Annotated in this window: 23 protein-coding genes; 12 read left to right on the top strand and 11 right to left on the bottom strand. The window is 73.9% G+C overall.

Annotation, left to right across the window (positions count from 1 at the left end; translation table 11 throughout):
* Positions 1-56: 56 nt before the first annotated feature.
* Positions 57-836, top strand: coding sequence for a TatD family hydrolase (locus tag ANAE109_RS12535; protein WP_012097237.1), 780 nt, complete (start codon positions 57-59; stop codon positions 834-836).
* A gap of 16 nt (positions 837-852) precedes the next feature.
* Here ANAE109_RS12535 and ANAE109_RS12530 read toward each other — a convergent pair whose 3' ends face one another.
* Together ANAE109_RS12530 and ANAE109_RS12525 are read right to left on the bottom strand one after the other, a co-directional pair.
* Positions 853-1,578, bottom strand: a complete 726-nt coding sequence (locus ANAE109_RS12530) for an HAD family phosphatase (RefSeq protein ID WP_012097236.1) — start codon at positions 1,576-1,578, stop codon at positions 853-855.
* Positions 1,579-1,601: 23 nt separating this feature from the next.
* Complete coding sequence (locus tag ANAE109_RS12525; protein WP_012097235.1) at positions 1,602-3,206, bottom strand: HD domain-containing protein; 1,605 nt, start codon at positions 3,204-3,206, stop codon at positions 1,602-1,604.
* A gap of 165 nt (positions 3,207-3,371) precedes the next feature.
* Between ANAE109_RS12525 and ANAE109_RS12520 the strand changes: the two genes are divergently transcribed.
* The 4 genes from ANAE109_RS12520 (at position 3,372) to ANAE109_RS12505 (ending at position 6,848) form a co-directional block, all read left to right on the top strand.
* Complete coding sequence (locus ANAE109_RS12520) at positions 3,372-4,016, top strand: nicotinamidase (protein ID WP_049768721.1); 645 nt, start codon at positions 3,372-3,374, stop codon at positions 4,014-4,016.
* A 153-nt stretch (positions 4,017-4,169) separates the two neighbouring features.
* Positions 4,170-4,478 (top strand): TraR/DksA C4-type zinc finger protein, encoded by a 309-nt coding sequence (locus ANAE109_RS12515; RefSeq protein ID WP_012097233.1) that lies wholly within the window; start codon positions 4,170-4,172, stop codon positions 4,476-4,478.
* Positions 4,479-4,601: 123 nt separating this feature from the next.
* Positions 4,602-5,279: a TatD family nuclease-associated radical SAM protein gene (locus ANAE109_RS12510; protein ID WP_012097232.1), complete on the top strand. Its 678-nt coding sequence runs from the start codon at positions 4,602-4,604 to the stop codon at positions 5,277-5,279.
* A 132-nt stretch (positions 5,280-5,411) separates the two neighbouring features.
* Positions 5,412-6,848, top strand: a complete 1,437-nt coding sequence (locus ANAE109_RS12505; protein ID WP_049768720.1) for a sigma-54 dependent transcriptional regulator — start codon at positions 5,412-5,414, stop codon at positions 6,846-6,848.
* A gap of 32 nt (positions 6,849-6,880) precedes the next feature.
* Here the strand turns inward: ANAE109_RS12505 and ANAE109_RS12500 are convergent, their stop codons facing one another.
* From ANAE109_RS12500 to ANAE109_RS12465, 8 genes are all read right to left on the bottom strand, one after another.
* Positions 6,881-7,399 carry a PH domain-containing protein gene (locus ANAE109_RS12500; protein WP_012097230.1) on the bottom strand — a complete coding sequence of 173 codons (519 nt, stop codon included), beginning with the start codon at positions 7,397-7,399 and terminating at the stop codon, positions 6,881-6,883.
* An 89-nt stretch (positions 7,400-7,488) separates the two neighbouring features.
* Entirely contained in the window at positions 7,489-8,616 is a 1,128-nt protein-coding gene (locus tag ANAE109_RS12495) for an ATP-binding protein (protein ID WP_012097229.1), read from the bottom strand.
* On the bottom strand, positions 8,613-9,329 hold the full coding sequence (locus ANAE109_RS12490) for a response regulator (RefSeq protein WP_012097228.1): 717 nt from the start codon (positions 9,327-9,329) through the stop codon (positions 8,613-8,615). The genes ANAE109_RS12495 and ANAE109_RS12490 overlap by 4 nt, the downstream gene beginning before the upstream one ends.
* 19 nt (positions 9,330-9,348) lie before the next feature.
* Positions 9,349-10,488, bottom strand: coding sequence for a sensor histidine kinase (locus ANAE109_RS12485; protein WP_041449138.1), 1,140 nt, complete (start codon positions 10,486-10,488; stop codon positions 9,349-9,351).
* Between the two features lie 107 nt (positions 10,489-10,595).
* Positions 10,596-11,036, bottom strand: coding sequence for a CBS domain-containing protein (locus ANAE109_RS12480; RefSeq protein WP_041448315.1), 441 nt, complete (start codon positions 11,034-11,036; stop codon positions 10,596-10,598).
* 153 nt (positions 11,037-11,189) lie between these two features.
* The gene (locus ANAE109_RS12475; RefSeq protein ID WP_012097225.1) at positions 11,190-11,612 is read right to left on the bottom strand and encodes a universal stress protein; all 423 of its coding nucleotides are present in this window, start codon (positions 11,610-11,612) and stop codon (positions 11,190-11,192) included.
* 284 nt (positions 11,613-11,896) lie between these two features.
* A complete protein-coding gene (tatA, locus tag ANAE109_RS12470; RefSeq protein WP_012097224.1) occupies positions 11,897-12,106 on the bottom strand; it encodes a twin-arginine translocase TatA/TatE family subunit in 210 nt (69 codons plus the stop codon).
* A gap of 48 nt (positions 12,107-12,154) precedes the next feature.
* Positions 12,155-12,811 (bottom strand): Crp/Fnr family transcriptional regulator, encoded by a 657-nt coding sequence (locus tag ANAE109_RS12465; RefSeq protein ID WP_012097223.1) that lies wholly within the window; start codon positions 12,809-12,811, stop codon positions 12,155-12,157.
* Positions 12,812-13,156: 345 nt separating this feature from the next.
* Here ANAE109_RS12465 and glp point away from each other — a divergent pair, with 345 nt between their 5' ends.
* The 4 genes from glp (at position 13,157) to metX (ending at position 19,879) form a co-directional block, all read left to right on the top strand.
* Positions 13,157-14,323, top strand: coding sequence for a gephyrin-like molybdotransferase Glp (gene glp / locus ANAE109_RS12460; RefSeq protein WP_012097222.1), 1,167 nt, complete (start codon positions 13,157-13,159; stop codon positions 14,321-14,323).
* Positions 14,320-15,201, top strand: coding sequence for a molybdopterin-guanine dinucleotide biosynthesis protein B (gene mobB / locus ANAE109_RS25790; protein WP_012097221.1), 882 nt, complete (start codon positions 14,320-14,322; stop codon positions 15,199-15,201). The genes glp and mobB overlap by 4 nt, the downstream gene beginning before the upstream one ends.
* Positions 15,202-15,357: 156 nt before the next feature.
* Complete coding sequence (locus ANAE109_RS12450; protein ID WP_012097220.1) at positions 15,358-17,565, top strand: DPP IV N-terminal domain-containing protein; 2,208 nt, start codon at positions 15,358-15,360, stop codon at positions 17,563-17,565.
* Positions 17,566-17,641: 76 nt separating this feature from the next.
* On the top strand, positions 17,642-19,879 hold the full coding sequence (metX, locus tag ANAE109_RS12445; protein WP_012097219.1) for a homoserine O-acetyltransferase: 2,238 nt from the start codon (positions 17,642-17,644) through the stop codon (positions 19,877-19,879).
* A 143-nt stretch (positions 19,880-20,022) separates the two neighbouring features.
* Here metX and ANAE109_RS12440 read toward each other — a convergent pair whose 3' ends face one another.
* On the bottom strand, positions 20,023-21,591 hold the full coding sequence (locus tag ANAE109_RS12440) for a sigma-54-dependent Fis family transcriptional regulator (protein WP_012097218.1): 1,569 nt from the start codon (positions 21,589-21,591) through the stop codon (positions 20,023-20,025).
* A gap of 191 nt (positions 21,592-21,782) precedes the next feature.
* On the opposite strand from ANAE109_RS12440, the gene ANAE109_RS12435 reads away from it, so the two are divergent.
* From ANAE109_RS12435 to ANAE109_RS12425, 3 genes are all read left to right on the top strand, one after another.
* A complete protein-coding gene (locus tag ANAE109_RS12435; RefSeq protein WP_012097217.1) occupies positions 21,783-22,391 on the top strand; it encodes a hemerythrin domain-containing protein in 609 nt (202 codons plus the stop codon).
* A gap of 101 nt (positions 22,392-22,492) precedes the next feature.
* Entirely contained in the window at positions 22,493-24,775 is a 2,283-nt protein-coding gene (locus tag ANAE109_RS12430; RefSeq protein WP_012097216.1) for a nitric-oxide reductase large subunit, read from the top strand.
* Positions 24,776-24,927: 152 nt separating this feature from the next.
* Entirely contained in the window at positions 24,928-25,419 is a 492-nt protein-coding gene (locus tag ANAE109_RS12425; protein ID WP_012097215.1) for a hemerythrin domain-containing protein, read from the top strand.
* Positions 25,420-25,462: the final 43 nt, after the last annotated feature.

Here is a 25,462-nt window from a genome sequence, read left to right as displayed (position 1 = left end):
GTCGAGGTCGAGGTCGAGGTCGAGGTCGGGGCGGATCAGGGGAGGGGACGGATCTCATGGGCCTCATCGACTCTCACGCCCACCTCGACTGCGCCGACTACGTCCACGACCTCGACGGCGTCGTCTCTCGCGCCCGCGCGGCGGGGCTGGAGCGAATCGTGTGCGTCGGGCTGTGGCGCAAGCCGGGCGACTTTGGAAACGCGCTCGAGCTCGCGACGCAGGACCCGGGCTTCTTCAGCGCGACGGTGGGCGTCCACCCGCACGAGGCTGCGCGGGTGCCGGAGGAGGACTGGGCGACCGCGGCGGCCCTCGCCGCGGACCCGCGGGTGGTCGCGGTCGGAGAGACCGGGCTCGACTACCACTACGACCACTCCCCGCGCGCCGACCAGCGGGCCGCGTTCCGACGCTCGATCCGGATCGCCCGCGACGCGGCGAGGCCGCTCGTGGTGCACGTGCGCGAGGCCGACGAGGACTGCGCCGCCATCCTGCGCGAGGAGGGCATCCCCGCGGCCGGCGGCGTCATCCACTGCTTCACCGGCGACGCGCCCGCCGCGCGCGCCTACCTCGACCTCGGCCTGCACATCTCGGTCGCCGGGATCGTGACGTTCAAGACCGCCGAGGCGATCCGCGAGGCCGTGCGGATCGTCCCGCGCGACCGGCTCCTCGTCGAGACCGACAGCCCGTTCCTCGCGCCGGCCCCCTACCGCGGCAAGCGCAACGAGCCGGCGTACGTGGTGAAGACCGCCGAGAAGGTGGCGGAGCTCTGGGGCGCGTCCCTGGACGACGTCGCGGCGGCGACGACGGCCAACGTGAAGCGGCTGTTCCGGCTCGGGTAACGGCTCAGTGGGGAGGCTAGCCTCCCCACGATCCCCACTCGTCCGCGATGTCCGGCTGATCGCCGGGGCGGTTCCGCTCGCGCCACTCCTGGACCTCCCAGCCCCGGCGCTCGGCGAGCGCGCGGAACGGGGCCTTGGGGTTCACCACCACCGGGTTCCCGACCGCCTCGAACAGCGGCACGTCGGCCACGGAGTCGGAGTAGAGCCAGCTCCGCGCGGGGTCGAGGTCCCAGCGCTCGAGCACCGCCTCCACCGCGGCCCGCTTGCCCTCGCGGAAGACGACGGGCGGGACGATCTGGTCCGTGGCCTTCCCGTCCACGATCCGCGTGCGCGTCCCGATCGCCGCGTGCACGCGCAGGTGACGGCCGACCTCGTCCACGATGTACTGGGGCGAGCCGGAGGCGATGAGGACGAAGTGGCCGGACAGCAGGTGGCGGCGGATGTGCCGCATCGCGCCGGAGGTGATGCGCTTGCGCAGGTGGCGCTCGAAGCAGGCGTGCGCGTGGGCGCGGAGGTCGTCCGCGTAGAGCCCCTGCTGGCAGCGGGAGCCGACCTCCACCATGTCCTGCTCGGTCAGCCGGTGGCGGGCGTACTCGTAGATGATCCGCGGGATGCGCGAGCGCATCTCCGGCCGCATCGCCTTCTGGTTGTAGAGGTACCAGGTGAAGATGGTCCCGGCGTTTCCGTCGAGGAGCGAGTCGTCGACGTCGAAGATCGCAGCCGTGCGGTCGAACGGGACCATGAATCACTGTACGCCCCGCGGCGCTACGTCCCCTCGCCGGGCTTGGGCTCCGCGGGGGTCTCCGTCGGGGCGGAGGTCGGCTCGGGGGCGATGTCGGTGCGGGGCGCCTCGACCGGGGCGGCGGCCTCGCCGGGAACCGGCGGGGTCTCGACTTCGCCGCTCGCCTCCTGCGGCGCCTCCGTCTTGCCGGCGTCCTCGAGCTTGGCGGCGAGCGCGGCGAACGGGTTGTGGGTCAGCGAGCGCTTCTCGGGCGGGCGGTGCGGGCCCTTGTCGCCGGGGAGGCGGGGGCCGGTGTAGCCGCGCTTCTTGTCGCCGAACCCCCCGGGGCCGCGGTGCTCGCCGGGACCGCCGCGGTGCTCGCCGGGACCGCCGCGGTGCTCGCGAGGAGGACGCTCGGGGCGCGCCTCGCGCGCGGCGCCCTCCGCCCGCGGCTCGCTCCCCTCCGCGGCGCGCGCGGCGGGCGCGCTGGGCTCCCCGGCCTTCTGCGCGTGCTGCGCGGGGCGGGGCTCGGGGCGCCGCTTCTCCTTCTGCGGCTTGCCGCGCTTCTGCTGTCCGCCGCCCTGACCGCCCGCGCCCTCGCGCGGCACGTAGATCACGGGCGTCATGAGCTCGGGAGGCGGCCCCTTCTTCTCGGCCTGGACGGTCGGGAGCTGGCCGCGCCAGATCGGCTGCTCGTACACGTTGTCCGCCGAGGTCCAGCGCTTCGAGCCGCCCTCCTTCGCCATCAGGTTCAGCCAGGAGTTCACGCGGCTGTCGAGCTCGTCGATGTAGTGCGTGAGCAGCGCCTCGAGCGTCATGGGAGGCTTCGGCGAGCCGTACTCCAGCCGGCCGTGGTGCGCGAGGATCATGTGCACCACGTGGTGCTCGAGATCGCGCGGCACGCCCACGCGCCGGGCCTTGTCGTGCACCCACTGCGCGGTCATGACGAGATGACCGACGAGGCGGCCCTCGTCGGTGTACTCGACGTTCCGCTCGCCCTGGAGCTCGCGGATCTTGCCGAGGTCGTGGAAGAAGGCGCCCGCCACGAGCAGGTCGCGATCCACCTGCGGATAGTGGTCGGCGATGCGGTGGGCGAGCTTGAGCGACGAGACGGTGTGCTCGAGCAGGCCCCCCGCGTAGGCGTGGTGGACGGACTTGGCGGCGGCGGCGCGGCGCATGCGGCTCGCGACGTCCTCGTCCTCCACGAACGCCTTGACGAGGCTCTTCACGTGGGTGTCGACGATCACGTCGACGAGGCCGAGGAGCTCGTTCCAGAGCGCGTCCTCGACCTCGCCCCCGGCCGGCCTCTCGGGCTTCTTCGGCTCGGGCGGCGGGACCCAGGTGAACTCCGCGGCGTCGAGCGCGGCGGCGTCCGCGATCTTGCCCGCCGCCTCGATTTTGAGCTGGGGCTTGCCCTGGAACGCGCCGATGGGACCTTCGACCTCGACGTAGTCCTTCTCCTCGAAGGCCGCCGCGAGCTCCTCCACGCGCTCGAACGCGCGGGCCTCGAGCTCTCCGGTCTTGTCCTGGAAGGTGACCGACAGGTACGTCTTGCCGCTCTTCGCGGTGGGCACCGCCTTGCGGGCGACGAGGAAGACGCTCTTCAGCCGCTCTCCCTCCTTGACGTCCTTGACCCAGATCTTGTCCATGGTGCGCGCAAGCTAGCTCAGGCCCGCGCCCGAGACAACACGGATTCCGGCAGGTTCCGAGCGCTCCGGCGCCGCGCGCGCGGCACGCTTCCTCCCCCCGGGCAGGGCACCGGCGCCCTCCGGGTCGGCTCATGAGTCGGGCGCGCGCGGGATTAAATGAGCTCCATGCGGATCGATCGCGAGCACGACGTGCTCCTCGCCGTGGACCTGCAGCACGACTTCCTGCCCGGCGGCGCGCTCGCCGTCGCAGGCGGCGACGAGATCGTGGCGCCGATCGCCCGGCTCGCGCCGGCGTTCACCACGGTCGTCGCCACGCAGGACTGGCATCCGCCCGGACACGTCTCCTTCGCGTCCGCCCACCCCGGCGCGAAGCCGTTCGAGACCATCGCGCTGAGCCAGGGGCCGCAGGAGCTCTGGCCGGACCACTGCGTCCAGGGCACGCGCGGCGCGGCCCTCCACCCCGCCTTCCCCGACGCCGCCGCGACGCTCATCCTGCGCAAGGGCACGCGCCTCGACGTGGACTCCTACAGCGCCTTTCGTGAGAACGTCGGGCCGGACCGGCGCCGCCCGACCACCGGGCTCGGGGCCTGGCTCGCCGCGCGCGGCGCGCGGCGGGTGTTCGTGTGCGGCCTGGCGCGAGACTTCTGCGTCCTGTGGTCGGCCCAGGACGGCGCGGCGGAGGGCTTCGAGGTGATCGTGCTCGACGACCTCACGCGCGCCGTCTTCCCGGACCGCCGGGCGCGGGTCGATGACGCCTTCGCCCGAGCGGGGGTCACGCTGCGGGGCTCCTCGCAGCTCGAGCTCGGGTGACTGGCCTCCACGCTGGCGTCATGGGGCACGCTCGGCCCCCGGCTGCTGCGCAAGGCGTGCGTCCGAGGATCGCCCGAACGCAAAGTCTGGCGGGTTTCCGCGCGAGATCACGCGGGTTTTCACGAGGCACGCCTCGTGAAAAGGCCGACCCCCATGAGTCGGATCGAGGCGGAGGCGCGTGAGGTCCTCCTCAGGCGCCGCCGCGCGCTCAGCCACGGAACGGCCCAGGCCGCTGCGGATCCCGCCGCGCACTGGGCGGACTACGAGGCCATGCCCGAGCCGGTCTCCGAGCTCGCACGCCGGGAGCTCGCCGACATCGATGACGCGCTGCTCCGCATCCAGGAGGGCTGCTACGGCTGCTGCCTGAACTGCGGCGGGCCTCTGGGCCTGCAGCGTCTCCGCGCCATCCCCGAGGCCCGCTACTGCCTCGCCTGCAGCGGACACGCGCACCTCGTCGACTGACGGCTGCGTGCGAGGGCGACTCGCGTGAAATGCTCGGGTCCTTGCCAGCGGTTGAGGTGAAGAGGCCCTCCGACGTCGCGCGCCTGTGGCGTCCCCGGCTGGGGCCTGCTATTCCACGCCCGCGTGGTCGAGGACACCTCACAGCAGCGCGCACCGACGCTCGCCTATCCTCTGGGAGACGCGCTCTACCTGAACCTCACGAGCGGCTGCACCCTGGCGTGCGTCTTCTGCCCGAAGATCCGCGACGACGACTGGATCGTCGGCGGATTCGATCTGCGGCTCGCCCGGAACCCCAGCGCCGACGAGGTCTGGACCGCCGCGATCCGCGCCGGTCTCGAGGGTCGCTCCGAGGTGGTCTTCACCGGCCTCGGCGAGCCCACGCGCCGGCTCGAGGTGCTCCTCGAGCTCACGCGCCGGCTCCGCGCGGCGGGCGTCGCCCGCGTCCGGCTGGACACCGACGGGCTCGCGAGCCTCCGCGAGGGCCTGGACGTTCCGCCGGCGCTCGCGGAGGCCGGGATCACCGCCGTGTCGGTGTCGCTGAACGCGCCGGACGCGGCCACGTACGCGCGGAGCTGTCCGAGCCGCTACGGCGAGTCGGCGTACGAGGCCGTGAAGGACTTCATGCGCAGCGCGGTGCGCTGCATCCCGGACGTGGCGGCGAGCGCCGTCGCGCTTCCGGGCCTGTCGGAGGAGGCCTGCCGGCGCGTGGCCGAGTCGCTCGGCGCGCGGTTCCGCTGGAGGCCCTACGATCGGCTCGGGAGGGTCGAGGGTGCCGGTTCGCTGCCGGCGGACGGCGCGTGAGCGGCGTCGAGCGCCTTTACCCCGTCGGTCCGGGAACTTGGGGCGAGAGATACGGTGGATCTCGGGCCCGGAATCATGCATAACCTGCGGCGTCCTGCACGGTTTGCGCTTGGCTGAGGGAGAACGGTGAACATTCCGAACACGGCCGCCCGCTCGGGGAAGGAGCGGATCCTCGTCGTCGACGACGAGCAGAACGCGCGCGTCGCGCTCCGAACGATCCTCACCGAGGAGGGGTACGAGATCGCCGAGGCGGCGGACGGCGAGGAGGCCCTGGCGCTCCTCCCGGGGTTCGCGCCCGCGGCGGTGCTCGCCGACGTGCGCATGCCGCGCATGGACGGCATCACGCTGCTCAAGCGCGCGCGGGAGCAGGGCTCCGACGCGGTCTTCGTGATGATGACCGCGTTCGCGAGCGTGGAGGCCGCCGTCGAGGCGATGCGGGCGGGGGCGGAGAACTACCTCGTCAAGCCGCTCGACGTGAACGCGGTCATCGTGGTGCTCGAGAAGGCGCTCGAGAAGCTGCGCCTCCAGCGCGACACCGCCAACCTGCGCGAGCGCGTCCGCGAGCGGTACCGGTTCCACAACATCGTCGGCGACGCGCCCGAGCTGCAGGCGGTCTACGAGGTCGTGAAGCGCGCGGCGCCCACCCGCGCCACCGTGCTCATCCTCGGGGAGTCGGGCACCGGCAAGGAGCTCATCGCCCAGGCGCTCCACGAGGAGTCCCCGCGCTCCGACAAGCCGTTCATCAAGGTGAACTGCGCGGCGCTCTCGGAGACGCTGCTCGAGTCCGAGCTGTTCGGCCACGAGAAGGGCGCCTTCACCGGCGCCATCGGCCGCAAGGAGGGGCGCTTCGAGCTCGCCGACGGCGGGACGCTGTTCCTCGACGAGATCGGCGACATCTCGCCCGCGCTGCAGATCAAGCTGCTGCGCGTGCTGCAGCAGAAGGAGTTCGAGCGGGTCGGCGGGACGCAGACCATCAAGGTGGACGTGCGGCTCGTCGCGGCGACGAACCGCGACCTCGCCGCGGAGGTGAAGGCCGCGAAGTTCCGCGAGGACCTCTACTATCGGTTGAACGTCGTCGCCGTCACGCTCCCGCCGCTCCGCCAGCGCAAGGGCGACATCCCCGCGCTCGTCAGCCACTTCATCGACAAGTACGCGAAGGCCTACGGCAAGGAGATCCGCGGGCTCGCGCCCGGCACGCTGAACGCGCTCCTGTCGCACGACTGGCCGGGCAACGTGCGCGAGCTCGAGAACGTCGTCGAGCGCGCCGTCGTCCTCTGCAAGGGCTCGGAGCTCACCGCGGACGACCTGCCGCCCACGCTGCGCGGCCCGCGGCCGCGGGAGCGATCGCCGGGCGCGCTCATCCCCGGGGCCACCCTCTACGAGATCGAGCGCGAGGCCATCCTGCGGACCCTGGAGATGGTCGGCGGCTCGACGTCGCGCGCGGCCGAGATCCTCGGCATCAGCGTGCGCAAGATCCAGTACCGCCTGAAGGAGTACGCCTCCGGCGCGCGGGAGCCGCGCGAGCGCGAGGACCTCGAGCCGGCAGAGAAGGCGGGCGGAGCGGAGTAGGGCCCGCCGCGCGGGCCCGCGGCGCGTCGGCGCTAGCCGCCGCGCGGGGCGGCGGCCGTGGACGCCGCGAGGGTGGCGAGGAAGGCCTCGGGGCGGTCCGGCGAGAGGACGTACTGCACGGTCCCGGCGCGCACGAGGACGAGCCCCGAGCCGCGCGTCGCGTACATCCGGAACCGCCCGAGCGCGCGCGAGCGGAACAGCCCGTAGTGCCCGAAGAGACCGCTCGTGCCGAGGAGCCGCAGCGCGCCCCGCATCGCCGCCGGCGCGAGGGGCTCCGCCGCGGTGATCGCGCGCAGCGGCACGAGGCGGGCCGGCCAGGCGTTCCGCTCCACGCGGAGGAACCCCGCGCCGATCACGAACTCCCGCGGCGCGAGGGCCCACACGGCGAGCGGGACGAGCGCGACGAGGATCGAGAGGGCGACGAGGGCCGGGCGCCAGCCCTGGCGGGCGGCCGTGAGGAGGGTCGTTCCGGCCGCCGCAGCGAGGACGGCCAGCGCGAGCGCGCTCGTGAAGCGGAGAGCGCGATCCCAGGGAGCGCGGAAGCGGTGCATGCGCGGACTCTAGATCACGGTTCCCGCCCGCGGGCCGCGAAAGCCGGGTGCGCGCCGCGGGCGACGAAGCGCCGGCGAGCGCGCGCCCCTCAGCGCGTCTGGGGCAGCTCGAGCGTGAAGCGCGCGCCGCCCTCGGGCGACTCGGACACCGTGATCGTGCCGCCGTGCTGGGTCACGATGGCGTGCACGATGGAGAGGCCGAGGCCCGAGCCCTTCGCCTTGGTCGTGAAGAAGGGCTCGAAGATGCGGTCGCGCGACTCGGCCGGCACGCCCGGCCCGTCGTCGTCGATCACGATGGCCACCTGGCGCGGGCCGTCGGGCCGCCCGCTCGCCGGAGGCGCCTCGCGGCAGGACACGCGCACGAGGCCCCCGTCCTTCACCGCCTCCAGCGCGTTCAGGCCGAAGTTCACGAGCACCTGGCGCAGGCGCTCCTCGTCGCCGGCGACCGCCGCCACGGTCTCGAGGTCGCGCTCGAGCCGGACCGCGCGCCGCTCGGCCTGCGCCCCCAGCAGGTCGAGCACGCGGTTCACGAGCACTCCCACCTCGACCGGCTTCGCCACGAACTCGCGCGGCCGGGCGAACTGGAGGAAGTCCTCGAGGATGTGATCGAGCCGGCGGATCTCGTCGCGCACGAGCGTGAGCGGCTCGAGCAGCGCCCCCTGCGCCGACTTCTCGAGCCGCTGGACGCGCCGCTCCAGCACCGAGAGCTGCAGGGCGGCGGCGTTCAGGGGGTTGCGGATCTCGTGCGAGAGCCCTGCCGTCATGGTGCCGACCGCGGCGAGCTTCTCGGCCATCTGGGCCCGCCGCGAGAGGTCGCGCTTCTCCACGTGGAGGCGCACCTGCCGCATCGCCTGCTCGACCGTGACGAGCAGCTCCTGGGTGGCGCAGGGCTTCACGAGGTAGGCGCAGGCGCCGGCGCGGACCGCCGCCACGGCGGACTCGAGCGTGGCGAAGCCGGTGAGGAGCACGACCTCGCCGTCGGGCGACAGATCCTTGAGCTGCGGCGCGAGCGCGGTGCCGTCGCCGTCGGGCAGGCGCAGGTCCACGAGGGCGACGTCGAACCCGTCGCGTGCGCTCTCCAGCGCCTCCCGGCAGGATCCCGCGCCGCGCGCGCGGTACCCCGCGCCGTCCAGGATCTCGCAGAGGTTGTCGACGAGCCCCGCGTTGTCGTCGACGACGAGGATGCGCGCGGGCTTCGGCTTCGGGGCGCTCTTCATTCGGGGACCACCGTCTGCCCGCGCTCGCGATGGAGGCGCTCGACCGCCGAGAGGAGCTCGGCGGTGTCGAACGGCTTCGTGAAGTACCCCTGGTGCGGGACCGGCGGGACCTCGTGGGTGCCGGTGACGACGATCACCGGCAGCCCGGGGAACCGCTCGCGGAGGCGGCGCAGCGCGTCGCCGTCCGCGCCGCCGGGGACGCGCAGGTCGACGAGCGCGCAGAAGGGCTCGACCGGGCCGAGCCGCTCGGTCTCGGTCACCGACGCCGCCGTGACCGCGGCGAAGCCCCGCCCGCGGAGCGCCTCGCAGAGGTTGTCGGACATGCGCGAGTCGTCCTCGACCACCGCGACCAGCCCGTCGCGGCGCGCCGCCGCGAGGAGATCGAGGATCCGGGGCACCGCGACCGGCTTGGGCAGGACCGCGAGGAGCCCCTCGCGCCGGGCGGCCTCGAGCGCGTCGTCGGCCACGTGGGCGGTGATGACCATGGCGGCGGCGCCCGGGTCGATGCGCCGGAGCTCGTGCACGAGCTCCGCCCCGCCCATGAGCGGCATGCGCATGTCGGTGAGCAGCGCGTCGAAGCGCGTCTTCCGCGCGAGCGCGAGCGCCTCCTGCCCGTTCTCCGCGATGGCGACCTCGTCGCCGCCGTCGCGCAGGATCTCGGCGAGGTTCTCGGCGAAGTCGCGGTTGTCGTCGACGATCAGGTAACGGCGCATTCGTGGCGGCTCCGGAGGCTCAGGCGGGCAGGCGGACGGTGAAGCGGGCGCCGCCGCCGGGCCGGTCGGAGTACTCGACCGTGCCCCCATGGCGCTCCGCGATCCGCTTCACGAGCGCGAGCCCGAGGCCGATGCCCTTGTCCTTGGTGGTGATGAGCGGCTCGAAGAGGCGGCGGCGCGTGGCGGGGTCGACCCCGGGCCCGGAGTCCTCCACGTCGAGCGCGACGAGCCCGTCCGCGCGGCTGGCGCGCACGGCGACCACGCCCTCTGGCGACGCCGCGAACACGGCGTTCTCGAGCAGGTTGACGAACACCTGGCGCAGCTGGCCCGGATCGCCCTCCACCGGCGGCAGGGCGTCGAGCCCCTCCAGCGCCAGCGACACGCCCGTGGGGCGCCTCACCGACTCCGCCGCCCCGCCCACCACGGCCGCGAGCTCGACGGGCTCGCGCGCGAGCGGCCGGTCACGGATCATGTCGAGCAGGTTGGTGATGATCCCGTTCGCCACGCCGAGCTGCTCGCCGATGCGGTCGAGGTGCTTGCGGGCGCGCTCGTCCTCGCCGGTGCGCGTGCGGAGGATGTAGAGCGACGTCTCGATGACGCCGAGCGGGTTGCGGAGGTCGTGGCCGATCGATCCGACGAGCTGCCCGAAGGTCGAGAGTCGCTCGACGCGCGCCTGCTGCGCGAGGAGGTCCTCCCGGTAGGTGTGCAGCATGACCGCCAGCTCGAGGTCGAGCACCTTCCCGAGCGCGTTGCGCACCCGCTCGAGCTCCGGGGGATCCCCGTGGAAGCGCTCGTAGGCGAGGCGCGCGAGCCCGGTGCGGTGCACGTTCATCGCGCCGAACATGTAGTGCTGAGGCAGCCCGATCCGGACGTGGACGCGCCCGATGCGGTAGCGCCGGTCCCAGTACGCCTCGTCCCACGGGCCGCCGAGCAGCTCGTCCAGCCACGCGATCATCGTGACCTTCAGGTGGCCGACCTGGCTCTCGCCGCCGACGAGGGCAGTGCGCGCGCCCTCGTGTCCGAGGATGCGATCGTAGAACTCCTCGGCGAGCCGCGGGAAGTGAGGGGCGGCCGCGCCGTGGAGGCTGCGGAGCGCCCGCTCGTCCCCATCGCCCCAGCCGACGTACCGCTTCAGCTCCTCGAACACAGTCTCGGGCACGCCGGTCATCTAAGCGCGCGCCCCCCGCCGGTCAACGGGCGGACGGCCCGGCGCCGGTCCCCAGGTCGCTGGACGCAGCGCGTCGTCGGGGGGGGGAGGGGGGCGGCTCAAGCGCGGCCGGCGCGCTCCTGAGCCCGCACCGCGTCTGCGACGAGGTCGAGGTCGCGCACCACGTCGGCGGCGAAGCGGACGAAGTCGGCCTCCGTGACGATGCCCACGAGGCGCCCCTCCTCGTCGCAGACCGGCAGGCACCCGTACTTGCGCTCCAGCATGAGGCGCGCCGCCTGGGAGAGCGCCGTGGCCGGGCGGACGGTGGTGAGGTCGCGCGTCATGACCTCCGACACCGCCAGCGTCCTCGCGCCGGACCGGCCGGACTGGCCGGAGCGGAGCACGTCACGCTGGGTGACGAGCCCGACGAGGCGGCCGTCCTTGACGACGGGGAGGTGGCGGATGCCGCTCAGGCGGAGCAGGGACTCCGCGAGCGCGAGGTCGTCGGACTCGCCCACGGTGACGAGATCCTTCGACATGAAGTCGGCGACCGAGATCATGGGGGTCGATTCTGGCACGACCGTCGGGGGACCTCCAGACGCGTCGGGCGAGGAGAGCACGAGCGAGAGCTCCGCCAGCGACGAGGAGGCGGTGCGGCGAAGGGCGCCGCTCCCGCGAGCGAAGCGGGCGCGCCGGGGCGCCGCCCCGTGAGCTCAATGCACCACGAGCACCGGCTTCGGGCTGATGTGGACGAGCCGGTCCGAGACGCTGCCGAGGAACATCCGCGCGACCGCGCCGTGACCCCGGCTGCCGATCACGATCATCCCGACGTCGGTCGCCGCGGCCGTCTCGGCGATCGCCTCCGCGGGCGCGCCGTACAGCACGGCCGTGTCGACCTCGACCGAGGGCTCCTCGATCGACTCCACCGCCTTCTCGAGCAGCCGATCGGCGTACGCGCGGTGCTCCTTCTCGACCTCGGCGATCGTGAGCCCGTACACGTCGGGAGGGAGGAGCAGCTTCGGTACCACGTGGACGAGCGTCAGCTTGGCGCCGAAGCGGAGCGCGATGTCCGCGGCCATGCGCGCCGCCTTGAGGGAGGAGTCGGAACCGTCCACCGCCACCAGGATTCGCTTCATCGCTGTCCCCCGTGTACGTGCCCTACATCCATTCAAGGGGGATGCCCGCGGCGCGACCCGATCGTGAGGGCGAGGTGGGACGCGATCCGCCTCGCCCGGGCCCGCGACACGCCCGGGGCGTCTCCAGGTCGCCCGCTGCCAGTCGCAGCCGGCGAGCTCTCAGGGGCGGATGCGGCCACGTGCCTCAGGTCTCTGGAGACGGAAACGGCACGGGGGCGAACGCGACGCGCTCGCCCCCGCAGAGGGTGGACAAGATCTGGTTACAGCGGGGCGAGCTGGCGCGACTACGCCTGCTTGGCCTTCGACGCCTCGTCCGAGGAAGTCGCGCCGGGGGTGGACGGCTTCTCCTCGTCCTCGCCGCTGAACGACTTCTTGAAGCTGCGGATGCCCTGGCCGAGGCCAGCGCCGAGCTGTGGGAGCTTGCTCGCGCCGAACAGGATCACGACGATCAGCAGGATGACGACGAGCTCGCCCATTCCGAGCTTGGGAAACATGCGGGAGTCCTTTCTCGCCTCTGTGGCCCGGCCCTCTCTTAACAGGGATCAGGCGGCGTTGTCTTCCATCGCGATGGCCGCCAGCCGGCGGTGATCGAGCACGCGGACGCCGCGCGAGGCGTCGACGACGCCGTCCTTCTCGAGCTTCGTGAGGCAGCGCGAGAGGGTCTCCGGGCGCATGCCCAGCAGCCGCGCGACGACCTGCTTGCGGACGGCGTTGGGGCGATCGGCGAGGAACCGCGCGTGCGCGAGGGCGAACCGCGCGACGCGCGAGAGGCAGTCGCCCTGCCGCCAGTTCACCTCGTCGCGCTGGGCCCGGGACTCGGTGAGGAGGAGGTCGAGCACCACGCGGGCTGCGCTCTTCTCGGGCCCGATCCACTGGGACATCGCGTCGCCGCCGATGCCGCAGATCTTCACGCGCGACAGCGCCCGGACCTCGAACGGCGACGGCTCGCCGTGCAGCGACTCGGTGCAGAGCAGCGAGGTCGGGCCGCGGAGCGAGAGGAGCAGCTCCGAGCCGCGGGGGCTCACCGCGGAGAGGGCGACGAAGCCCTCCTTGACGAAGTACACGGTCCGCGGGCGCTCCCCCTGCGCGCAGATGGTGGCGCCCGACTCGCGCGTGGTGGGGGTGAGGCGACAGCGTCCCTGCGAGGCAAGACCCAGCGAGCAGGCGTTGCAGTCCGAGATCGGAGCGTTCGAAAGCACCTCGAGTTCCTCCCGCCGCTGGAAGTCAGCTTCTTGATCGGCGTCTGTTTGCACGAGCTAGGCCCGCGTACGCCCGGGGTTTTATACCGCGGTTCGTGCAGACGTTGCGTTTGCGGTTCGGGGCCCCTCCACTGTGCGCAAGGATTGCGGAGGCGCGGCCGACGCCTCGTCCGGCGCGGGCGACTGCGCCCGCTCGATCGGGGGCTCGTTCCATCCCCGCTTCACGGGACGGCCAGGCGCCTGCTTGGCGCGGCGCGCGAGCTCGCCGCGAAACGACCTCCGGGCAGGACCTCCCGCGCGCGCGCGCGGCGCCGCGCCGGGGTGTGCGTGGCATGATGCGCGCGCATGGAGAAGCTCTTCCGCATCCGGGACGCGGTGATCGCCGCGGTCTCGCCGCTCGACGACGAGGAGGTCGCGCTCCGCGACGCCGCCGGCCGGTACCTGGCGGGTCCCGCCCTCGCGCGGGTCCCCGCGCCGCCGGACACCTGCTCCGCGATGGACGGCTACGCGATCCGCGCCGAGGACGTTCGCGGAGCGTGCACGCTCGCGGTGACCGGCGCGCGCTACGCCGGCGATGCGGCGGGCGCGGCGCTCGCGCCGGGTGCCGCCGTCCGCATCTTCACCGGGGCCCCGCTGCCCCCGGGGGCGGACACCGTGGTGCGCGAGGAGGCGACGCGGCCGGACGGCGAGCGCGTGCGGTTCCTCGAGGCTGCGCGCCGCGGCGACAACGTGCGGCTCGCGGGCGAGGACGTGGTGGCGGGCGGGCTCGCGCTGGAGGCCGGGGCCCGCCTCGGCGCGCGCCAGGCCGCGCTCCTCGCGGCCGTCCGCGCGGACCCCGTGCGCGTGCGGCGCCGGGCGAGGGTGGCGGTGCTCTCCACCGGCGACGAGGTCGTCACCGGGCGCACGCCGGACTCGAACGGCGTGGCGGTGGCAGGGCTCGTGCGCGCGCTCGGGGCGGAGGTCGAGCGGCGCGCCGTGGAGGACCGGCTCGACGCCGTCGCGGCCGCGATCTCCGACGCCGCGCGCCGCTGCGACGCGGTGCTCACCATCGGCGGAGTGTCCATCGGCGAGCGCGACCACGTCCCCGCGGCGCTCGCCGGCCTCGGCGCGGACGTGCGCGTGCACGGCGTCCCGATGAAGCCCGGCAAGCCGTTCCTGTTCGCCCTGCTCGGCGCGACGCCCGTGCTCGGCCTCCCCGGGAGCCCATCGGCGTGCCTCGCGGCGTTCGAGGTGTTCGCTCGCCCGGCGCTGCTCGCCCGCGCCGGAGCCGCGCGCCGCTTTCGTCTCTCCGCGCCGGTGCGCCTCGCCGAGGCCACCGCGGGCAAGCCCGGTCGCGCGCGGCTGCTGTGGGCGCGGCTCGAGGGCGACGGTCGGGCGCGACCGCTCGGGAAGGACGCGGCCCAGGTCCGGGGACCGGCGCTCGCGGATGCGATCCTGCTCGTCCCCGCGGACGCGGGGGATCTCCACGCGGGCGCGGAGGTGACGGCGTGGCTGCTCGGCGACGACGCGTGAGCGCGGGGCGGCCGCCCATCGTGGCGGTCTCGGGCTCCTCGGGCGCGGGCAAGACGCGGCTCCTGTCGCGGCTCATCCCCGCGCTGGTCGGCCGCGGCGTGCGCGTGGGCGTGCTGAAGCACACCAGCCACGCGCATCCCTTCGACGTCCCCGGGAAGGACACCGACGTCCTGCGCCGCGCGGGAGCGCTGGCCGCGGCCATCGAAGGTCCCCGCGGGCTCGCCTACTTCGGGCCGCCCGCGGGCGGCGCGCGGGCGCTCGCGCGGCTCCTCCCGGAGGTCGATCTCGTGCTCGCCGAGGGCTTCAAGCACGAGCCGCTCCCGCGGATCGAGGTGTACCGTCCCGGCGTCTCGCGGGCGCTCCTCGCCGACGGGGACGCGCGCGTCTTCGCTGTCGTGGGCGCGCGCGCGGCGCGCCGGCCGGTCCCCCTGCTCGACGCCGACGACGTCGAGCCGCTCGCCGATCTGCTCTGCGCGCGCTTCCAGCTCGGCGGCCGCCGTCCCGCGCAGCGCTTGCGGGTGCCACCGACCGTGAGCAGCCTTCCCGCGAAGGAAAGCGAGCGCACGACGGCGCTCGGGAGAAGGGAACGCATGCCGAAGAAGACGACGAACCGGAAGAGCGCCACGGCCCGCACGCGTGGAGGCCGCCGCAGCGGCGCCTCCCGCAGCGACGCCGGGCGCAAGGGCGGGAACGCGACGCTTCGGGCGCGGGGTCCGGAGTTCTACTCGGAGATCGGCCGCAAGGGCGGCAAGAAGAGCCGCGGCGGTCGCTCCTCCGCGAAGAGCTCCACCGGCACCCGGCGCGGCGCGACCACGAAGCGCGGGACGGCGCGCCGCGGCGCGGCGAAGCGCACGTCCCGCACGAGCCGCATGCGCTGAACGGGCAGCCGCGGTTCCCGAACCGCGCCCCGTCGCAGCGCCCGTGGGTCCCGCCCCTTCGACGCGCTCGGGTCGGCGGGTTGGGAGCGCAGGCCCCGTCCGATCGGCGCGCCGCCCGCGGAACCATGGCGAGGCCCGTGCTAAGACACGGGCCCCATGGTGACGCTCCTCTGCTCGCTGGTCCTCGCCGCGGCGGCGGCGCAGCCTCCCGCGCCCGCCCCGCAGGACCCCTTCCTCCGCCAGCTCGCCGAGACGCGCGGGTTCCGCGCCGGGCGGCCGACGCTCGTGAAGGTCGATCCGGACGGGCGCACCGCGCTCTTCCTCCGCTCGGGCCCGCGCGCGGGCGTGCAGTCCCTGTTCGAGACCGATCTCCGCAGCGGCGCCACGCGCGAGGTGGTGTCGCCCGCGGCCCTCGTGGGCGCGGCGCTCGAGCCGACCGCCGCGGAGGCCGCCCGGCTCGAGCGGCAGCGCGTCCTCGCGCGCGGCGTCACCCACTACGCGCCGTCCCCGGACGGACGCAGGATCGCGTTCGCGATCGGCGGCCGGCTCTGGCTCCTCGACCGCGCGTCGGGCGCCTCCGCTCCCGTGCCGGGCGCGGCCGGCGTGATCGATCCGCGCTTCTCTCCCGACGGCCGCGCGCTCGCGTACGTGGCGGATCGCGACCTCCACGTCCGCGACCTCGCGACGGGGCGGACGCGGCGGCTCACGCGCGCCCGGGCCGCGTCGATCTCGAACGGCCTCGCCGAGTTCGTCGCCCAGGAGGAGATGGACCGTCACGAGGGGTACTGGTGGTCCCCGGACGGGCGCCACCTCGCCTACGCCGAGGTCGACGAGTCGCCGGTGGAGCGGCGGGCGCTGTGCGACCCGGCGCGCCCGGAGCGACCGTGCGCGCAGGTCGCGTACCCGCGCGCCGGGACGGCGAACGCCGCCGTCCGGCTGGCGGTCGTCCCGGCGGCGGGTGGCCGGCCGGTCTGGATCCGCTGGGACAGGAGGGCGTTCCCGTACCTCGCGACCGTCCGCTGGGAGCGGGGCGGCCCGCTCGCCCTCGTCGTGCAGAACCGCGCGCAGACCGAGGTGCGGCTGCTCGCGGCGGATCCCTCGAGCGGCGCGACGCGGGTGCTGCTCGCGGAGCGCGACGACGCCTGGGTGGAGCTCTTCCAGGACTTCCCGCGCTTCCGCGTCGACGGGAGCTTCTACTGGGCGACCGAGCGCAACGGCGCGCCGGAGGTCGAGCTGCGCGGCGCCGGCGGTGCGCTGCTGCGGAGCGTCGTCCCCGCGGCGGCCGGCTTCGTGGCGCTCGCCGGCTACGACGGCGAGGCGGACGAGCTCGTCTTCACCGCCGCGCCGGATCCGACGCGCACGGTGGTGCAGCGCGCCCGACGAGGCGGCTCCCCCGAGACGATCGCGCTCGGAGAGGATCGCCCGACGCTCGCGAGGGCGGTCGCCGCCGGCAAGGGCGGCGCGGTGGCGGTGACGTGGACCACGCTCACGCGAGCGGCCCGCACGGTGGTGCTCGGCCGGGACGGGGCGCGGCTCGCGGAGCTGCCCAGCGTCGCGGAGGAGCCGCCGTTCGCGCCCACCACCGAGCTGCGGCGCGTCGGGGAGGGGCAGGGGCTCTGGGCCGCGGTGCTTCGTCCGCGCGCTGCGGCGCCCGGAGAGAGGTTCCCGGTGGTCGTGGACGTCTACGGCGGGCCGTCCGGGCCGCGCGCCGTTCACGCGCCGATGATCGCCGAGCAGTGGCTCGCGGATCAGGGGTTCGTCGTCGTGCGGATCGACGGCCGCGGCACGACCCGGCGCGGGCGGGCGTTCTCGCGCGCCGTGAAGGGCGACTTCTCGACGATCGTGCTCGAGGACCAGATCGCGGGGCTCCGGGCGCTCGCGGCGCAGCTCCCCGCCATGGACCTCGGCCGCGTGGGGATCACCGGGTGGTCGTTCGGCGGCTACGCCGCCGCGCTCGCGGTCCTGCGCCGGCCGGACGTGTTCCACGCGGCGGTCGCGGGGGCGCCGGTGGCGGAGTGGCGCGACTACGACACGCACTACACGGAGCGTTATCTCGGTCTGCCGGAGCAGAACCGCGCCGGGTACGACCGCAGCTCGCTCCTCGGCTGGGCCCCGGGCCTCGCGCGCCCGCTCCTCGTGGTCCACGGGACCGCCGACGACAACGTGTTCTTCTCGCACGCGCTGAAGCTCGGGGACGCGCTGTTCCGCGCCGGCCGCCGCTACGAGCTGTTGCCGGTGGCGGGCGCGACCCACATGATCCCGGAGCCGACCGCGGTGGTGCGCCGCTGGGAGGCGACCGCCGCGTTCCTCGCGGAGCACCTGGCGCGCGCGTCCCCGCCGCCGGTGCACGCCCCGCGTCCGTGAGGCGCGCTCGACGAGCCGAGTCCGACGCCGCCTCGCCTTGACACCCCGGATCCCCCGTCGCTACCCTCCGCGCTCCATGACCTCCAAGACGGACAGTCCGGATCGCTCCGCGGCGGGGCGCGCGGCGTTCGTCTCGCCCGAGACGCAGACGCTGGAGCTGCCCGGCGGCCTCGACCTCGAGCTGGGCGGCCGGCTGGAGCGCGTCCAGATCGCGTACCGGACGTGGGGGACCCTCGCGCCCGACGGCGGCAACGCCGTGGTCGTGTGCCACGCGCTCACCGGCTCGGCCGACGCCGACCAGTGGTGGACGCGCCTGTTCGGCCCGGGCCGCGCCCTGGACCCCGCGCGCGACTTCATCGTCTGCTCGAACATCCTGGGCAGCTGCTACGGCACGACCGGTCCCACGTCGATCGATCCTGGGACCGGCAGGCCGTACTACGGCGCCTTCCCGGCGATCACCGTGCGCGACATGGTGCGGGTGCAGAAGGCGCTCGTCGACGCGCTCGGCGTGCGCCGAGTGCGGATGGCGATCGGCGGCTCGCTCGGCGGCATGCAGGTGCTGGAGTGGGCGCTGCTCTACCCGGCGCTGGTGGAGTCGGTGGTGTTCATCGCCTCGACCGCGCGCCACTCGGCGTGGTGCATCGGCCTCTCCGAGGCGCAGCGCCAGGCCATCTACGCCGACCCGCGCTGGGGCGGGGGCGCCTACGATCCCGCCGAACCGCCGGAGGCCGGGCTCGCCGCGGCGCGCATGATGGCGATGCTCTCGTACCGGAGCCAGCCGTCGTTCGAGCAGCGCTTCGGGCGCCGCCCCCAGACCGAGGACGTCTACGCGGTCGAGAGCTACCTGCGCTACCAGGGCCGGCTGCTCGTCGACCGCTTCGACCCCGCGACCTACGTGGCCCTCACGAAGGCGATGGACACGCACGACGTCTCGCGCGCCCGCGGGGATTACGACGAGGTGCTCCGGTCCATCCGCCAGCCCACGCTGGTCGTCTCGATCGACTCCGACGTCCTCTACTGGCCGTGGGAGCAGCGGGAGGTCGCCGCGCTCGTGCCGAACGCGCGGCTCGCCGTCCTCGACTCGCCGCACGGCCACGACGCGTTCCTCATCGACGTCGACCGGCTGTCCGACATGGTGGCCGAGTTCCGCGGCGAGCGGCGCCGGCGCCAGGCGGCGGACGAGGGGGGCGACGCGATCGACCGCGCGTACGCGGAGCACGGGGTGTCGCTGCTCGTGCTGGGCAAGGGCAAGGTCGGGTCGGAGCTGCTGGAGCAGCTCCGCGCGCAGGGCGCCGAGCTCGAGCTCGACTACGAGACGGTGGTGCGGGTGGTGGGGATCGCCGACCGGCGCCGCGCGCTCCTCGACGAGGCGGGCATCGACCTGGACCGCTGGCGCGAGCTGCTCGCCGCCGCGCCGGAGACGGGGCCCGTCGACGCCGCGAGCGCGCCGGCCCTGCTCGACCGGCTCGCCGCGCTGCCGCGCCCGATCCTCGTCGACCTCACCGCCGCGGAGGGGATGGAGGACGTCTACGAGCAGGCCTTCCGGCGCGGCGTCGACGTGGTCGCCGCGAACAAGCGGCCGCTGGCGGCGCCGCCGCGCCGGCGCGAGCAGCTCCGCGAGGCGCGCCGGCACCACGGCCGGCAGTACCGCTACGACACCGCCGTGGGCGCGAGCCTGCCGGTGATCGGCACGCTGCGCCGGCTCGTCCGCAGCGGCGACCGCGTGCGCTCCATCGTCGGCTCGCTCTCCGGGACGCTCGGCTACCTGTGCACCGAGCTCGCGCGCGGGGTGCCCTTGTCGCTCGCGACCCGCTGGGCGATCGGGCTCGGGTACGCGGAGGAGGACCCCCGGGACGACCTCTCCGGGCGCGACGCCGCCCGCAAGGCCCTCATCCTCGCGCGCGAGACGGGGGCGCAGCTCGCGCTGGAGGACGTGGAGGTGGAGCCCCTCGTCCCTCCCGAGGCGCTCGTGCCCGGTCCCCCGGAGGCCCTCATCGCCGCGCTGCGCGAGCACGACGAGGCGCTCTCCCGGCGCGTGGAGTCGCTCCGCGCGGAGGGGAAGGTCCTCCGCCACCTGGCGCGCGTGCAGACGCTGCCGGACGGGAGGGTGGCCGCGCGGGTGGGGCCGGAGGCCGTCGAGCTCGCCGATCCGGCCGCGCACCTCGTCGGCGTGGAGGCGTACGTCGCGTTCACGAGCGCCCGGCACTCGGAGCGGCCGCTCGTCGTGCAGGGCGCGGGCGTGGGCGGAGCGAGCACGGCCGGCGGCGTGCTCGCCGAGCTCCTCGCCATCGCCCGGGGCGACGGGGCGGCGTAGGGATCTCACCCATCTCACGGGGGCTGCGCCCCCGCTCCAGCGGCGGAGCCGCTCGGACTCCACCGCCCCTCGCCGGGTCGCGTGCGCCACCGCAGGGCGGCTTCGCCGCGAACGGCGGTGGCGCCGCGGCTTCGCTCGCCCGATCACCCTCGCGCGCGCGGCGCGGGGACGCCGTACTTCTTCATCTTCCCCTGCAGCGTCGTCGGACGCAGGCCGAGCAGGGAGGCCGCTCCGCCCGGTCCGTACACCCGGCCGCCGGCGTGCGAGAGGGCGCGCTCGATGAGCGCGCGGACCTCGTCCTCGAACTTCCCCGGCGCCGCGGCCTCGGCGGGCGCGGAGGGGGTGCCGTCCGGCCGGAGGCGCGCCGGGAGCTCGGGGAGCGACAGCTCGGGCCCGGGCGAGAGGATGAGCGCGCGCTGCAGGAAGTTCTCGAGCTCGCGGACGTTGCCGGGCCAGTCGTGCGCCTCGATCGCGCGCCAGGCGTCCTCGCCCACCCGCGGCGGGCGGCGGTGCATGGCCGTCGCGTGGCGCGCGAGGAAGTGCATGGCGAGGGGGCGGATCTCGTCGCGCCGCTCGCGCAGGGGCGGCAGCTCGATGGGGAAGACCGCGAGCCGGTAGTAGAGGTCGGCGCGGAACGTGCCGCGGGCGACCATCTCCTCCAGGTTGCGGTTCGTCGCGGCGACCACCCGCACGTCGACCTTGACCGGCTCGGTGCCGCCGACGCGCTCCACGACGCGCTCCTGCAGCACCCGCAGCAGCCGCACCTGCACGGACGGGGGCGCGTCGCCCACCTCGTCGAGGAAGACGGTCCCGCCGTCGGCCTGCTCGAACCGGCCCGGCCGGCGACGGCTCGCGCCGGTGAAGGCGCCCTTCTCGTGCCCGAACAGCTCGCTCTCGATGAGCCCCTCGGGGATGGCCCCCAGGTTCACCGGGACGAAGGGCGCGTTGAAGCGGGGGCTGAACTCGTGGACCATCCGCGCGAGCCCCTCCTTGCCGACGCCGGTCTCGCCGCGGACCAGGACGGTGGTGGTCGAGGGCGCCACGAGCCGCACGCGCTCGACCACGTCCTTCATGGCCGGGCTCTCCGCCACGTAGCGTGCGTCGCGCTTGATCTGGCGGATCTCCTCCTTCAGGAGGGCGTTCTCGCGGCCGAGGAGCCGGTTGAGGCGCTGCACCTCCTCGACCATGAGGCTGTTGTGCAGGGCGATGGCGACGAGGTGCGCCACCTGCTTCGCGACCTCGTAGCAGCAGTCGAGGAGCCCCTCCGCGGGCGGGTGGGCGATGTCGAGCGTGCCGAGGACCTCGTTCTCGAACACGAGCGGGAACGAGACGAGGGAGCCGTAGCCGTAGGCGGCGAGGAGCGGCTCCTCGCGATAGCGGGGGGTCTTCGGCTGGAGCGGGTCGAGGATGCAGGGCGTCCGCTCGCCCAGCGCCTTTCCGGCCGCGGAGCCCGCGAGCGGGAACGAGGTCCCGAGCTCCGGCGAGGGCTGGCGCGGATCCGACACGAGCACGACCTCTGCACGGGTCGGGTCGCCGGAGGAGATCCGGTTGATGGCGACGCGCGTCTCGCCAAAGTGGCGCCGCAGCAGGTGGCCGGTGCGATCGAGCACCGAGGCGAGATCGACCGTGGAGAGCACCGCCTCGATCGCCTCCTCGACGATGCGGCGGTGCGGGTCCTCGTGCGAGACGACGGGCAGGAGCGGTCCAACCATGGACGGGTGAGTAACGAAATGACGGTGTGCGAGTCAACCGCCCGCGGGTGCAGGATCGCGGCGCAGGGCAGAAAACGCCAGCCGATACGTACACTTGTCCGCCTGGCAACGACCTTGCTCTAGCTCACGGCCAGGTGCGTCCCGTCGGACGACCGCCGGGGCGGGTGGCCCGCCCGAGCCGAGAGGAAGCCATGGACGCCATCGAGACCCTCATGAACGAGCACCGCGTGATCGAGCGCGTGCTCGACGCCCTCGTCGGATTCGCCGAGGAGGCCCGGCGCAAGGGCACCGGCGACAAGGCCGAGCTCGGCCGGTTCGTCTCCTTCATCCGCGAGTTCGCCGATCGCTGCCACCACGGCAAGGAGGAGGACATCCTGTTCGCCGCGATGGTCGCGCACGGGTTCCCGCGGAACGGCGGCCCGGTCGCGGTCATGCTGCACGAGCACGCGCAGGGCAGGGCGCTCGTGGGCGCGCTGGCCGCCAAGGCGGCCCAGGACGGTCCGTGGACGCCGGCCGACCTCCAGACCATCTCCGACGACGCCGCCGCCTACGCGAACCTGCTCCACGCCCACATCCACAAGGAGGACGCGATCCTCTACCCGATGGCGGAGCAGCGCCTCCCGCCCGAGGCGATGGAGCGCGTGGCCGAGGACTGCGAGCGCTTCGAGCGCGAGCAGACCGGCGCGGGCGTGCACGAGCGGTACCACGCGCTCGCCGACGAGCTGGTCCTCCGTCACGCCGCGACCAGCCACCCGGCGGCCGACACGACGCCCCCGCACCGCCACGGCTGCTGCGGCTAGCGGCGCCCGAGCCCGACGCACCACCACCCCTTCACCCGACATCCGCACGGCTGCCGTGGGAGGCCGTCGTGCGCCCGCCCCCCCCGTAGTCCGGAGAGTTCATGAGCCACAAGGGACGCGCCATCCTGCTGTTCACCATCGTCGCCGCCTTCACGGTCCTCATCTTCGGAGGCGCCAAGATCAACGAGCACAAGCCGCCCATCCCCGAGCGCGTCGTCTCCGCGTCCGGAGAGGTCGTGATGACCGGCGAGGACATCCGCCAGGGCCAGCTGCAGTACCTCTCGCGAGGTGGCCAGCAGACCGGCTCGATCTGGGGCCACGGCGCGTACCTCGCGCCAGACTGGTCCGCCGACGCGCTCCACCGCATCGGCCTCGCCGCGGCTGGCCTCGCGGTCGGCCGCGCGCCGGGGGACGCGGCGGCCTACACGCAGGAGCGGCTCGAGGCCCTCCCGCCCGGCGAGCGCGGCCGGGTCGAGGCCGAGGTCGCCGCCGAGCTGCGCCAGAACCGCTACGACCCCGCCACCGGCACGCTCACGCTCTCACCGGGCCAGGCCGCGGCGTTCCCCGCGCTCGTCCGGTACTACACCCAGCTCTTCGCCGAGGGGTCCGACGCGATGTCGATCCCTCGGGGCTTCGTGGCGGATCCCGCCGCGGCGCGCGCCATGACGTCGTTCTTCTTCTGGACGGCGTGGTCGGCCGGGACGAACCGCCCCGGGGAGACGTTCAGCTACACCGCGAACTTCCCCTTCGATCCCCTCGTCGGGAACCGCCCGCTCCCGTCGTCGCTCGTCTGGTCCATCCTCTCCGTCGTCCTGCTCATCCTCGGCACGTTCGCCGCCATCTACGCGTACCTGCGCCTCCGCGCGAAGGACCACGAGGAGCCGGTCCGGGTGGTCCCGCTCGCCGAGCCGAAGCCCACCCCGAGCCAGCGCGCCACCCTGCCGTTCTTCCTCGTCGCGATCCTCCTCTTCATCGTCCAGGCGCTGCTCGGGTCGGTGACCGGCCACTACGCGGTCGAGGGCAACAAGCTCTTCGGCATCGAGATCGGCCAGCTCCTCCCGTACGCGGCGACGCGCGGCTGGCACCTCCAGCTGGCGGTGTTCTGGATCGCCACCTGCTGGCTCGCGACGGGCCTCTTCATCGGCCCGGCGGTGAGCGGTCACGAGCCGAAGGGGCAGAAGGCCCTCGTCTACACGCTCCTCGGCGCGCTCGTGGTGGTCGTGGTCGGCGCGCTCGCCGGCACCTACCTCGGCGTGCGCGGCAAGCTCTCCGGCCCGAACGGCTGGCTCGTCGGCCACCAGGGCTACGAGTACATCGAGCTCGGGCGCGTCTGGCAGGTCGCGCTCATCGGCGGGATGCTGCTCTGGCTCGCCCTCGTGTACCGCGCGGTGAAGCCGGCGCTCGCGGCGGAGAAGGACAAGGGCGGGCTCACGCACCTGCTCCTCTACGCCTCGGTGACCATCCCGCTCTTCTACTCGGTCGGCCTGTTCTACACGCCGGGCACGCACATCGCGGTCGCCGACTACTGGCGCTGGTGGGTGGTGCACCTCTGGGTGGAGAACTTCTTCGAGGTGTTCGCCACCGTGGCGCTGGCCTTCATCCTCGCCCGCATCGGCGCGGTCGGGGCGAAGGCGGCGCTCCGCGCGACCTACTTCTCCATCCTGCTCTACCTCGGCTCCGGCATCATCGGGACGTTCCACCACCTGTACTTCACCGGCTCGCCGCTGTTCATCACGGCGCTCGGCGCGACGTTCTCGGCGCTCGAGATCGTCCCGCTCACGCTGCTCGGCTTCGAGGTCTACGAGAACCTGAAGCTCGCGCGCTCCGGTGAGAACGCCAGCGCGTGGAGGTGGCCGCTCTACTTCTTCGTGGCGGTGGCCTTCTGGAACGCGGTCGGCGCGGGCGTCCTCGGGTTCCTCATCAACCCGCCGATCGTCCTCTACTACGCGCAGGGGCTCAACACGACGCCCATCCACTCGCACGGCGCGCTCTTCGGCGTGTACGGCTTCCTCGCCATCGCGCTCATGCTCTTCTCCATGCGCAACATCGTCCGCAAGGACGCGTGGAACGACGGGCTCCTCAAGGGCGCGTTCTGGGGGCTGAACGGCGGCCTCGCCGGCATGATCGTCTTCTCGCTCCTCCCCGCGGGCATCTACCAGTTCGCCATCGGGATCGAGAAGGGGCTCTGGTACGCGCGCAGCCCCGAGGTGACCGGCAGCGCGTTCATCCACGCCGTCACGTGGGCGCGGGTCGTGCCGGACGTCGTGTTCCTCTGCGGCGCGGGGCTCCTCCTCACCTTCGTGGTGCGCGCCATCGTGAAGGACGTCGCGCTCCGGCGCGCCGACGAGGCCGGGGAGCGGTCGACCGTGCGCCGGGCGGCGTAACGGGCGGGTTCACGTGAGGCGTCCGTCGGGGACGGACGAGCGCCGGCGGGCCGCACCCTCCGGCGGCAGGTGAGGGGCGAGGCCGGTCCGCCGGTCTCGCCCCTCCGCCTTTCCGGCGGCGCGTGCATACGCTCCTCCATGGGAGGAAGACCGTGAACGCAATCGACCTGCTGGAGCAGCAGCACCGAGAGGTGGAGGAGCTCTTCGAGGAGTTCGAGAGCGCAGGGGAGAAGGCCAAGAAGACGAAGGAGCGGGTGTGCCGGGAGCTCTCCGATCAGCTCGCGATGCACGCGGAGATCGAGGAGAAGCTCTTCTACCCGGAGTCGAAGCAGGAGAACACGGAGGAGATCCTGCGCGAGTCCGTGGAGGAGCACCTGTCCATGAAGCGGATCCTGGCCGACCTCCTCGAGATCGGGGCGGAGGACGAGCAGTTCGACGCGAAGATGTCGGTGCTCAAGGAGCAGGTCGAGCACCACGTCGAGGAGGAGGAGAAGGAGCTCTTCCCGAAGGTCCGCAAGTCGCTCTCGAAGGAGGAGCTCGAGGACCTCGGCGCTCGCATGCAGCGGATGTTCGAGCGGCTCGAGGCCCAGGGGAACGCGAGCGCGAAGATCCCCGATCAGACGGACGCTCCGTCGGAGATCTGACGAGCGGGGTTGCCCGCCCCGGCCGTCTTCCTTAAAACGGCTG

It is taken from the genome of Anaeromyxobacter sp. Fw109-5 (assembly GCF_000017505.1).
In the GTDB taxonomy this organism is placed as follows: Bacteria; Myxococcota; Myxococcia; order Myxococcales; family Anaeromyxobacteraceae; genus Anaeromyxobacter.
The sequence above is the reverse complement of the archived record's forward strand: the minus strand, read 5'-3'. Positions and strand labels throughout refer to the sequence as shown.

Coding starts and splice junctions, on each gene's coding strand:
- ANAE109_RS12450 (WP_012097220.1), top strand. CDS start 15,358: ATGGTGACGCTCCTCTGCTCGCTGGTCCTCGCCGCGGCGGCGGCGCAG.
- glp (WP_012097222.1), top strand. CDS start 13,157: ATGGAGAAGCTCTTCCGCATCCGGGACGCGGTGATCGCCGCGGTCTCG.
- ANAE109_RS12530 (WP_012097236.1), bottom strand. CDS start 1,578: ATGGTCCCGTTCGACCGCACGGCTGCGATCTTCGACGTCGACGACTCG.
- ANAE109_RS12430 (WP_012097216.1), top strand. CDS start 22,493: ATGAGCCACAAGGGACGCGCCATCCTGCTGTTCACCATCGTCGCCGCC.
- ANAE109_RS12525 (WP_012097235.1), bottom strand. CDS start 3,206: ATGGACAAGATCTGGGTCAAGGACGTCAAGGAGGGAGAGCGGCTGAAG.
- ANAE109_RS12475 (WP_012097225.1), bottom strand. CDS start 11,612: ATGAAGCGAATCCTGGTGGCGGTGGACGGTTCCGACTCCTCCCTCAAG.
- ANAE109_RS12495 (WP_012097229.1), bottom strand. CDS start 8,616: ATGAAGAGCGCCCCGAAGCCGAAGCCCGCGCGCATCCTCGTCGTCGAC.
- ANAE109_RS12515 (WP_012097233.1), top strand. CDS start 4,170: ATGAGTCGGATCGAGGCGGAGGCGCGTGAGGTCCTCCTCAGGCGCCGC.
- ANAE109_RS12440 (WP_012097218.1), bottom strand. CDS start 21,591: ATGGTTGGACCGCTCCTGCCCGTCGTCTCGCACGAGGACCCGCACCGC.
- ANAE109_RS12520 (WP_049768721.1), top strand. CDS start 3,372: ATGCGGATCGATCGCGAGCACGACGTGCTCCTCGCCGTGGACCTGCAG.
- tatA (WP_012097224.1), bottom strand. CDS start 12,106: ATGTTTCCCAAGCTCGGAATGGGCGAGCTCGTCGTCATCCTGCTGATC.
- ANAE109_RS12490 (WP_012097228.1), bottom strand. CDS start 9,329: ATGCGCCGTTACCTGATCGTCGACGACAACCGCGACTTCGCCGAGAAC.
- metX (WP_012097219.1), top strand. CDS start 17,642: ATGACCTCCAAGACGGACAGTCCGGATCGCTCCGCGGCGGGGCGCGCG.
- ANAE109_RS12500 (WP_012097230.1), bottom strand. CDS start 7,399: ATGCACCGCTTCCGCGCTCCCTGGGATCGCGCTCTCCGCTTCACGAGC.
- ANAE109_RS12435 (WP_012097217.1), top strand. CDS start 21,783: ATGGACGCCATCGAGACCCTCATGAACGAGCACCGCGTGATCGAGCGC.
- ANAE109_RS12480 (WP_041448315.1), bottom strand. CDS start 11,036: ATGATCTCGGTCGCCGACTTCATGTCGAAGGATCTCGTCACCGTGGGC.
- ANAE109_RS12535 (WP_012097237.1), top strand. CDS start 57: ATGGGCCTCATCGACTCTCACGCCCACCTCGACTGCGCCGACTACGTC.